This is a genomic window from Aliiglaciecola lipolytica E3, assembly GCF_000314975.1.
Taxonomy (GTDB): Bacteria; Pseudomonadota; Gammaproteobacteria; order Enterobacterales; family Alteromonadaceae; genus Aliiglaciecola; species Aliiglaciecola lipolytica.
On record NZ_BAEN01000054.1, the window covers coordinates 1 to 9,269 of the forward strand.

General features: G+C 38.8%; 10 protein-coding genes. 6 read left to right on the top strand and 4 right to left on the bottom strand.

Annotated elements, in window-relative coordinates; genetic code table 11:
• Positions 1 to 44: 44 nt before the first annotated feature.
• Positions 45 to 239: a bacterioferritin-associated ferredoxin gene (locus tag GLIP_RS13355; RefSeq protein ID WP_008845172.1), complete on the bottom strand. Its 195-nt coding sequence runs from the start codon at positions 237 to 239 to the stop codon at positions 45 to 47.
• Positions 240 to 520: 281 nt separating this feature from the next.
• Between GLIP_RS13355 and GLIP_RS13360 the strand changes: the two genes are divergently transcribed.
• Positions 521 to 1,126: a peroxiredoxin gene (locus GLIP_RS13360; protein WP_008845173.1), complete on the top strand. Its 606-nt coding sequence runs from the start codon at positions 521 to 523 to the stop codon at positions 1,124 to 1,126.
• An 80-nt stretch (positions 1,127 to 1,206) separates the two neighbouring features.
• Here the strand turns inward: GLIP_RS13360 and GLIP_RS13365 are convergent, their stop codons facing one another.
• Both GLIP_RS13365 and GLIP_RS13370 read right to left on the bottom strand, forming a co-directional pair.
• Positions 1,207 to 1,806 (bottom strand): Yip1 family protein, encoded by a 600-nt coding sequence (locus GLIP_RS13365; RefSeq protein ID WP_008845174.1) that lies wholly within the window; start codon positions 1,804 to 1,806, stop codon positions 1,207 to 1,209.
• 418 nt (positions 1,807 to 2,224) lie between these two features.
• A complete protein-coding gene (locus tag GLIP_RS13370; RefSeq protein ID WP_008845175.1) occupies positions 2,225 to 3,106 on the bottom strand; it encodes a LysR family transcriptional regulator in 882 nt (293 codons plus the stop codon).
• A 99-nt stretch (positions 3,107 to 3,205) separates the two neighbouring features.
• Here GLIP_RS13370 and metE point away from each other — a divergent pair, with 99 nt between their 5' ends.
• The 5 genes from metE (at position 3,206) to GLIP_RS13395 (ending at position 8,455) form a co-directional block, all read left to right on the top strand.
• Positions 3,206 to 5,488: a 5-methyltetrahydropteroyltriglutamate--homocysteine S-methyltransferase gene (metE, locus tag GLIP_RS13375; RefSeq protein WP_008845176.1), complete on the top strand. Its 2,283-nt coding sequence runs from the start codon at positions 3,206 to 3,208 to the stop codon at positions 5,486 to 5,488.
• Positions 5,489 to 5,705: 217 nt separating this feature from the next.
• Positions 5,706 to 6,068, top strand: a complete 363-nt coding sequence (locus GLIP_RS21710) for a CidA/LrgA family protein (RefSeq protein ID WP_040522968.1) — start codon at positions 5,706 to 5,708, stop codon at positions 6,066 to 6,068.
• Positions 6,069 to 6,071: 3 nt separating this feature from the next.
• Positions 6,072 to 6,743, top strand: a complete 672-nt coding sequence (locus tag GLIP_RS13385) for an LrgB family protein (RefSeq protein ID WP_008845179.1) — start codon at positions 6,072 to 6,074, stop codon at positions 6,741 to 6,743.
• Between the two features lie 449 nt (positions 6,744 to 7,192).
• Positions 7,193 to 7,747, top strand: coding sequence for a type 1 glutamine amidotransferase domain-containing protein (locus GLIP_RS13390; protein ID WP_008845180.1), 555 nt, complete (start codon positions 7,193 to 7,195; stop codon positions 7,745 to 7,747).
• Positions 7,748 to 7,774: 27 nt separating this feature from the next.
• Positions 7,775 to 8,455, top strand: coding sequence for an SDR family oxidoreductase (locus tag GLIP_RS13395; protein WP_008845181.1), 681 nt, complete (start codon positions 7,775 to 7,777; stop codon positions 8,453 to 8,455).
• Between the two features lie 67 nt (positions 8,456 to 8,522).
• Here GLIP_RS13395 and GLIP_RS13400 read toward each other — a convergent pair whose 3' ends face one another.
• Positions 8,523 to 8,960, bottom strand: a complete 438-nt coding sequence (locus GLIP_RS13400) for an OsmC family protein (RefSeq protein ID WP_008845182.1) — start codon at positions 8,958 to 8,960, stop codon at positions 8,523 to 8,525.
• Positions 8,961 to 9,269: the final 309 nt, after the last annotated feature.

Here is a 9,269-nt window from a genome sequence, read left to right on the forward strand (position 1 = left end):
AGGAGCTAATGCTCCTTTTTTGTTGGTTTAATTAAGTTAGTGAGTTAGCTAACTTCTTTAAATAGACTTTCGTCAATAATTGTTGTGTCGATAATGTCTTGTGCCATCTGAATACAACGACCACACTGACTTCCTACGCCAAGTTTTGCACGCAACTCGCGGGTACTGCCAATACCATCTTCACGAACTGCTTTTGCAATTGCTTTATCAGTAATGCCGTGACACAAACAAACGTACATTTAATTTCACCTCAATCGTTATGCAAATGATAATAGTTGTTATTTACATCACAATCAAGTGTTATTTTGATTATTTGCTATACATTTTTAATAAAAACAGTGAAAGTTTAAGAAGTTTAAATACCACTAATATGTTTATTTCTGAATAAATTAAAAAAAGTTAATGGTTTGACTTGGGTTTTTATAAACTAGTCTTATATCCTGCTAAATAGTGTTATTAATTATTTAACCAAACATGCATTTGCGTTTATAAATGCTTTCACAAAAAAATGGAGAAAAAAATGAGTGTACTAGTTGGCCGTCCAGCGCCTGATTTCACTGCAGCCGCGGTTCTTGGAAGCGGAGAAATCGTTGACAGTTTCACCCTGAGCGAAAATATCAAAGGTAAAAAAGCAGTAATCTTTTTCTACCCTTTAGATTTTACTTTCGTTTGCCCGTCTGAGTTGATTGCGTTTGATAAGCGATATGAAGAATTTACTAAGCGTGGCGTTGAAGTTATTGGTGTGTCAATTGACTCACAGTTTAGCCACAACGCATGGCGTAATACTCCTGTTAATCAGGGGGGCATAGGACCAGTAAAATATACTTTAGTAGCTGATACTAAACACGAAATCTGTCAAGCATATGATGTTGAGCATCCATCTGACGGTGTTGCTTTCCGTGGTTCTTTCTTAATCGACGCTGAAGGTAATGTTCGTCACCAAGTGGTTAACGATTTACCACTAGGCCGTAATGTAGATGAAATGCTACGTATGGTTGATGCATTGAACTTCCACGAAGAACACGGTGAAGTGTGTCCTGCGGGTTGGCAAGAAGGTAAAAAAGGTATGGATGCATCGCCAGAAGGTGTTGCTAAATATCTTTCTGAGAATTCAGAAACACTTTAAGCCATATATAAAACTAAAAAACCGCACAACTGTGCGGTTTTTTTATTTGTGAATGTCGACGTTAATTTATCAACTTATGTTTAATGGGTAAATACAGGATCTCCAATTACGCTCCACAGCAATACAGACCCTACCATCAGGACCACTAGAAGAATAAGCCCTCCAGTAACCACGGCACTTGAATAAATAAACCCCTTGTCTTCAGGAATATGCAACATAATGGGTACACCTGCATACAGCAGGTAGATTGAGTAAGAAACACCTATAAATGCCACTAACATTACAAACCATAGGGCAGGGTAAAAAGCAGCAAAACCGCACATGAAAAGTGGTGTGGCGGTGTATGCCGCCAACTCTAACGATTGGGTATAACTTGGATTAGAATCAAATACTTTCGCCAACTCATAAACGATAATCGCAAGTGCAATAACGCCAGCGATTAATCCAAAATACATCCCTACTCCTAGGGACATTGCCGAAGCTTGGTCCAACTTAATCACTTCGCCAACGCCAATACTCCAGCCTAAATGGTAGGAAGAGTAATAACTTAGAAAAGCGGGAATGAGCGAAATGATGCAAATATGACTAAGACTATAAAAATAGCTTTCATGCCTTTCGTCAATTACATGCCATTCTTCTTTAGGGTGAGTATAGATTCCCCACAAGTGATTTAGTATCACAATACAACTCCTTTGATGGCTTTTTATACAGTTGTTAAATTATAAGTAACTGATTGATTACAAAATATTAACATTAGTTTCTTTTACTATGAGTTGTTCGTCAACTAATTTGTTTACTTTTAAACCGAAAAAACTGATTTCCCATTATTTATAATAATATTTAATAGCAAATATTTAGTTTTTAACGATAAGGAAATTCATGGACAGGCATAATTAGTAGAATTCGTGGACAGGCATGAAATTTAGCCGATGTAAGAGAATTCGTGGACAGGCAGACTAACCTTTTGAGAATTTCGTGGACAGGCATAATTAGGAGAAATTCATGGACAGGCATACTTCGGAAGAATTCATGGACAGGCATAATTAGTAGTTTCGCAGGCTCAATCAAGCAGACTAACCTTTTGAGCTAAACAACGGCTTAACTTTGTTTTGATAATGCTATAAATGTTTTGAGATAGTCGGGCATTGATTCGTTAACACGTACGCCGAGGTGTATAGATTTTCGAATGCCATTTGCAGATAACGAAACAGGGACGACATCCATTTGTAGTTGATACTCTTCAACTAACCACCGAGGAAGTGCTGCAATACCGCGATTTGCCGCAACCATTTGCAACATAATTTCAGTGGTTTCAATAATTTTATGTCGCCTAATGCTTGCTCCTGCTGGAGTCAAAAAATGGCTGAATATATCTAATCGGCTGGCTTCAACCGGATAAGTTATCAACGTTTCCGTGCTCAGGTCAGTTGGATTTACCCAGTCTTTCTTTGCTAATGATGACTGTCCAGAAACAACTAACACATGTTCATAATCGAATACCGGTGTGTAAATTACATTGTGATGAAATAACGGATCAGGCGTAATTAATAGATCGATCTCATATCCCAAAAGAGCACTTAAGCCGCCAAACTGAAATTTTTGTCTAACGTCTACGTCAACACCATCGCACTGGGCCAAAAATGGCTTAACAGTCTTTAATAACCACTGATAACATGGGTGACATTCCATGCCGATACGCAAAATTCCTTTTTTTCCTTGTGCAATTTGTGCAAGTTGAAGTTCAGCGTGTTCAAATTGCGGCAAAAGTCGGTTGGCTAGATTTAGTAATAAACTACCTCCTTGGGTTAAGCGGAGTTTACGACCTTCCTTTTGCCAAATTTGAAGTTGATAGTGATTTTCAACTTTTTTAATTGCATGACTCAAAGCAGATTGGGTTAAACACAATATTTCGGCAGCCTGGGTAACAGTACCTGCCTCTGAAACGGCATTTATAATAGTAAGGTGGTTTCTATCTAACATTTATTATGAGTAATATTCATGGGTTTATGAAAATATACCATTATTATTCATTCATTCAAGTGGTTAGCATGTGTGCACTCTAATCATTTGGACATATAGATGGCTAAAATACACAATTTAGGATTTCCACGCATTGGTGCAAATCGCGAATTAAAATTTGCATTAGAAGCATTTTGGAATCAACAAAATACAAAACAAGAACTGTTAGAAACTGCGAGTTTGTTGCAGCAACAAAATTTACAACTCCATCAAAATTTGGATTTCGCGCAAATAGGTGATTTTTCACTTTATGATCACGTATTAGATACGAGCTTTTTATTCGGCAATGTACCAGAGCGCTTCAGTCATTCTAAAGGCGATAACCTAGAAAATTATTTTCAGGTGGCCCGTGGAGGTGCTCAAGATAACTGTGGGTGCAACGCAGCTGCCGGTGAAATGACCAAATGGTTTGATACCAACTATCATTACATCGTACCTGAATTTAATGCGAAAACGTCTTTTTCGCTGCATCCTGAAAATTTATTAACACAGGTCCGCTTAACGCGTAGTCAAGGATTCGATGTAAAACCAGTGATAATTGGACCCATTACTTATTTATTTTTAGGCAAATCAACGGATAAAACAAATCCATTGGATTTACTGGATAGTCTTCTACCTCAATATGCCAATCTGTTAGATATACTTGCAAAGAATGGCGTCGAATGGGTACAAATTGACGAGCCTGCATTGGTCACAGAGTTATCTGCCGAATGGAAAATCGCCTATAAATATGCGTATCAATATTTGTACGAGCGAAAGGTTAAATTGTTATTGACCACATATTTTGGTGAGTTGGCTGATAATTTTGATTTGGTTTGCAAGTTACCTGTTGACGGTGTTCACATTGATGCAATACGCGCAAAAGAAGAAGTATACCCATTAGCAAATGCTTTGACTCACGAGCAGATATTGTCGGTCGGTATTATTGATGGTCGAAATGTGTGGAAAACCGATCTGCGAGCTGCTTTGGATTTTCTTCAACCGCTTGTCCAAAGTAAAGACAAGTATCTTTGGATTGCACCTTCGTGTTCAATGATCCATTGTCCGGTAGACTTAGGCAATGAAACCACTTTCGATCCAGAGCTAAACTCTTGGTTGGCATTTGCTGTTCAAAAATTACAAGAACTCAATACTCTTGGCACGGCGATTAACTTTAGCGAACATAAAGTGGCCAAAGAGTTAGTTGAAAACCAAACTTGCATTACTGCGCGTTCTGCTTCAACCCGCAGTAAAAACACGAAAGTAAGGAACGCAATTGCACTGATACAGCCAGACTGGCTTGAACGTAGCGCGAACTATCAAGAGCGGATTAAACTGCAAAAAGAGTTTTTAAATCTTCCACTGCTTCCGACAACAACCATTGGTTCTTTCCCTCAAACCGATGAAATCAGACAACTGCGTACCGCATTTAAAAAAGGCGACATCACTGCCAATGAATATCAACAAGCGATTAAACAGCAGATACAATTTTGTATTACTCAACAAGAGATCTTAGGACTTGATGTGTTGGTGCATGGAGAAGCTGAACGAAATGACATGGTTGAATATTTTGGCGAGTGTTTAGAAGGGATTGCCACAAGCAAGTTTGGATGGGTACAGAGCTATGGCTCTCGGTGTGTCAAACCGCCGATAATTTACGGTGACGTTCTTCGAGATAAAGCGATTACCGTTGAGTGGACTCGTTATGCGCAAACCTTAACCAAAAAACCAGTAAAAGGTATGCTAACTGGACCAGTAACCATATTGAATTGGTCTTTTGTTCGCGATGATCAATCTAGAGCTGACACTTGCAAACAAATTGCATTGGCCATTCGTGACGAAGTTTTAGACTTAGAAAAAGCGGGCACTGACATTATACAAATCGACGAAGCTGCTTTAAGAGAAGGTTTGCCACTTAAACGTAGTGAATGGCAAAGTTATTTAGATTGGGCAATTGAAGGATTCAAAATATCGGCTAACAGTGTGAAGGATACCACTCAAATTCATACTCATATGTGTTATTCAGAGTTTAACGATATAATTCAAGCCATTGCACAAATGGATGCCGACGTAATAACCATTGAAACATCGCGTTCCGATATGGTTTTATTAAATGCATTTGATGAATTTGCCTATCCTAACGATATTGGTCCTGGGGTGTATGATATACATTCTCCAAATATTCCCGATGAAGCTAGCATAATTTCATTGATTGAATCGGCAGCAAAACGCATACCTAAGGAAAGATTGTGGATAAACCCCGATTGTGGCCTTAAAACGCGTAAATGGGATGAAGTCACACCTGCACTGCACATTATGGTTGCCGCTGCAAAATCCTTGAGACAAAATACCGCTTTTGCATAGATGCTTTTACTCCGTTAATTGGATTTATGTCAATTTATTGCAGTTATACAACCCTAGTTTTTATTAGGGTTGTTTGCTTTTCAGAAGTTTATTTAAATTTATTACGGTTAAGTCACTAAGCAGATTACTAATCGAAAGCTGTTCGTTTTGGTTATTCCGTTTGTGAGGAAAGTAGGTATTATTGAAAATAATACGCCTCAGTAGATTAGATTTTTAAGTGTTAACTACCGTTTTTAAAACTATTTTTTCCATTTCCTGCATTTTTATATTTTTGTGGGTAGGTAAAACCATACAAATAACAACAGCCATCCCATTACCGGCCAGCATCATAGGAATGTTGATGCTGTTCTTCTGTTTGTCTGTTGGTATTTTACCTAGCAGGTTTATGCAGGATGGGGCTAGGTTGATGTTAAAACACATGTTGCTGTTTTTTATACCTATTGCTGTTGGACTGATGGACTATTTTGAAGTGTTATATCAAGAATTGGGACTGATCCTAGCTTGTACAATCGTTGCGAATATTTGTGTGGCGGTATTGCTTAGCTTGCTTTTCAAACGATTTAATCTCAAGGTAAATTAACTTATGTGGGTTGCATTAACGCTCTGTGTTTATCTTTTCTCTTGGTATATTTTGCACCGCTTCAAAATCCCTTTTTTGAATACGTTGTTGTTAAGTATGTTTATTGTCATGGCCGTGCTCTACAGTTTAGGTGTCAGTTTCGAAACCTATTATGCGCAAACCAACTGGATTAACTATTTCATGCAGGCGGCAGTTGTTGCACTTGCATACCCCTTATACGAACAACTCCCTCAAATTCGCTCAAATTTAAAGTTTATTTTATTGTCATGTTTTAGCAGTTGTATTTTGGCGATTTCTCTAACAGGATTTATTGCTTGGTTATTCGAAGCGCCAGCACCACTTCTGGCTTCGTTACTTGTTAAATCCGTGACAACACCGATAGCCTTAGAAATAAGTGCTAGCCTTAATGGTCAGACATCAATAGTCGTCGTATTAGGGTTGTTCGCAGGCCTCACTGGAGCGATCTTTTTCTATCCTATATTTCACTTGATGGGAATTAATGATCCAGCTCATCGTGGTATTATCACCGGAAGCCTCTCTCATGCAATCGGCACTTCTGCTACTGTGAAACACAGCGCGCAGGATACGGGGTTTAGTTCAGTAGCGTTAATAGTCGCTGCAATTTTTTCGTCATTTCTTGCGCCGTTAGCTTACCAGCTATTTATTTGGATTTAGGTAATTTAAAAACGGTTTTGCTCATTAGAACATTCCACGATAAATAACCTTTGGGTGAACGCGCAAATAATAATTAACTTCCAAGCCTTTATTCGGAATTCTTTACTTGTGATTTGCAGTTGTGTTTTTTGAACGACACTGATAGTTCTAATAAGCCATTTAAATTTCGAATACGACACTTACTTCTCCAAAATGTTTTCAAAAAATCGAACCGGTTATATTCGATTTTTCGTTAATGAAACTTTTACACGTTTTTTTCACCATATGACAAAACGCTGGCCTGTTTATTTTAGATATCGTACTACATCCTAATGAATTCGGTGATCCCAGAGGTCAAGGAGGGTGGTATAGCAGTTGCTTCTCCATAATTTAAGACAGCCATGATTCCAGGTATTAATGGGACATGCTGGCTGATGTTATTTTTATGAACCATTACCAATGGAGGATGTATGTCAAACAAGACAATGATAGAGAACCGAATGTTGGCCATTATCGCTACAGACGGTTTTGAACAAAGTGAACTGTTAGAACCAAAGAAAGAATTAGAAGCTCGCGGAGCAAATATTCATATTATTTCAATAAATGACAGTGAAAGTATACGTGGTTGGAATGAAAAAGATTGGGGGGAAACGGTTACTGTGGATAAACAAATAGAACAGGCAAATTTGGATGACTATGACGCTGTTGTTCTTCCTGGAGGTCAAATGAATCCTGATATTCTTCGTACCAATTCAAATGTGGTCGATTTTATAAAAGCAGCTTTTAATCAAGATAAAATAAAAGCGATCGCAGCAATTTGCCATGCACCTTGGTTGTTAGTTGAAGCGGAGTTGGTGAATAACAAAAAAGTGACTTCTTACCCAAGTATTCGCACTGATATGCTCAATGCTGGTGGTATATGGGAAGACAGTGAAGTGGTGACTGACGGCAAACTAATAACGAGTCGTAATCCCAACGATATCCCTGCTTTTATCGATGCTATTTGCGGAAAATTGGCGGGTTAAGTGATTCTTAGTATTAGGAGCGATCAGATGCAAGAAGAAAAAGTTGTTTTGATTACTGGAGCTTCCAGTGGCATAGGAAAAGCTACAGTTGATAAAGTGATAGGAGAAGGTCACAAAGCCGTAATTACAGCCCGCAACAGCGACAAGTTGAAGGACATTGTCGAACGTTGGGGTAAAGAGCGAGTACTGCCTGTTACGGCTGACGTGAGTATACTCGCTGAAGTTGAACATGTTGTGAAAAAAGCCAAAGAAAAGTTCGGACGAATAGATGTAGTCTTTGCTAATGCAGGGACGGGCGTAAGCTCTGCGGGAATTGAAAATGGCGATCCTGAAGAATGGAAATCAATGCTTGATGTAAACATCAATGGACTTCTTTATACGGCCAAAGCGACGCTACCGATGCTAAGAGCATCTCAAGGACATTTTATTACTACCAGTTCGATTGCTGGTAAGAAAATCCTAAAGGGTTCTGTTTATGGTGCAAGCAAGTGGTTCGCTTATGGATTCGGACAAAACTTGGCGGCCGAAATGGCTGAATGGAACGGACGATGTACGATAATTTGTCCTGGGATGGTAAATACGCCGTTTTTTGATGAAGCTAAGCCGGATAAGTTAGACGCTAGTGACGTTGCTGATGCGGTGATTTATGCGATATCTGCTAATCCCCGTTGTGATGTGCGGGAAATTACTTTAATGCCAACGAAATAGACATCATGTTTATTTACCTTCAAATAAAAAGGGCAGCCGTTGGGCTGCCGCTCTCAACCAAGATATTTTAATTACCATCAAAAGACGTAATATCCAATGTCACATCGCAGTTTAGTAACTTTGATATTGGACAATTTAGTTTTGCTTCTACTGCAGCTTTTTCAAAATCTGGCCCACTCATACCAGGTACTTTTGCATCCAATTTGATTTCAGATTTAGTGATGGCAAAACCTTCCCCATCTTTGACAAGAGTGATAGTCGCTTTGGATTCTAGTGTGCCTTTCTTGTATCCATGTTCCGCTAACGCAAATGAAAGGGCCATGGTAAAGCAAGAAGCGTGTGCTGCTGCAATTTGTTCTTCAGGGTTAGTTCCTGGTTGGTCATCAAACCGCGTATTAAAACCATAAGGTTGATCTTTTAATGCACCAGATTGTGTAGAAACGTGTCCTTTGCCTTCTTTACCAAGACCTTCATATTTTGCCGTTGCCCAATTAATAATCGCCATTTTTTTCTCCTCGTATTAACGTCTATTTTGACTTTAGTGAAAATGCCATCAGCAACTGGTAGTTGTCTCTAATGCTTGCTGTGACTCCATTTACTTCTAATTCTCTATACACAGTTGCAAACCACGTTCCACCTCGCTTTACCCTGCGTTGCAGGAGGGTGAGAAGATTTGTAGTACTAAGTTGTGAAAATTCTGCACGGCTTTGAGTAAATGTTGCAAGCAAGAAATTTTTGAATTTTGGACAGGCATCTTTTCAGTTTGTAGCTTGCTATTTGGACAGGCATCTTTTTAATGGAGGATAATTGCGGA

What these genes read in the sequence shown, in the direction of transcription:
- GLIP_RS13355 (WP_008845172.1), bottom strand. Translation starts at nt 239, where the DNA reads ATGTACGTTTGTTTGTGTCACGGCATTACTGATAAAGCAATTGCAAAA.
- GLIP_RS13360 (WP_008845173.1), top strand. Translation starts at nt 521, where the DNA reads ATGAGTGTACTAGTTGGCCGTCCAGCGCCTGATTTCACTGCAGCCGCG.
- GLIP_RS13370 (WP_008845175.1), bottom strand. Translation starts at nt 3,106, where the DNA reads ATGTTAGATAGAAACCACCTTACTATTATAAATGCCGTTTCAGAGGCA.
- metE (WP_008845176.1), top strand. Translation starts at nt 3,206, where the DNA reads ATGGCTAAAATACACAATTTAGGATTTCCACGCATTGGTGCAAATCGC.
- GLIP_RS13385 (WP_008845179.1), top strand. Translation starts at nt 6,072, where the DNA reads ATGTGGGTTGCATTAACGCTCTGTGTTTATCTTTTCTCTTGGTATATT.
- GLIP_RS13390 (WP_008845180.1), top strand. Translation starts at nt 7,193, where the DNA reads ATGTCAAACAAGACAATGATAGAGAACCGAATGTTGGCCATTATCGCT.
- GLIP_RS13395 (WP_008845181.1), top strand. Translation starts at nt 7,775, where the DNA reads ATGCAAGAAGAAAAAGTTGTTTTGATTACTGGAGCTTCCAGTGGCATA.
- GLIP_RS13400 (WP_008845182.1), bottom strand. Translation starts at nt 8,960, where the DNA reads ATGGCGATTATTAATTGGGCAACGGCAAAATATGAAGGTCTTGGTAAA.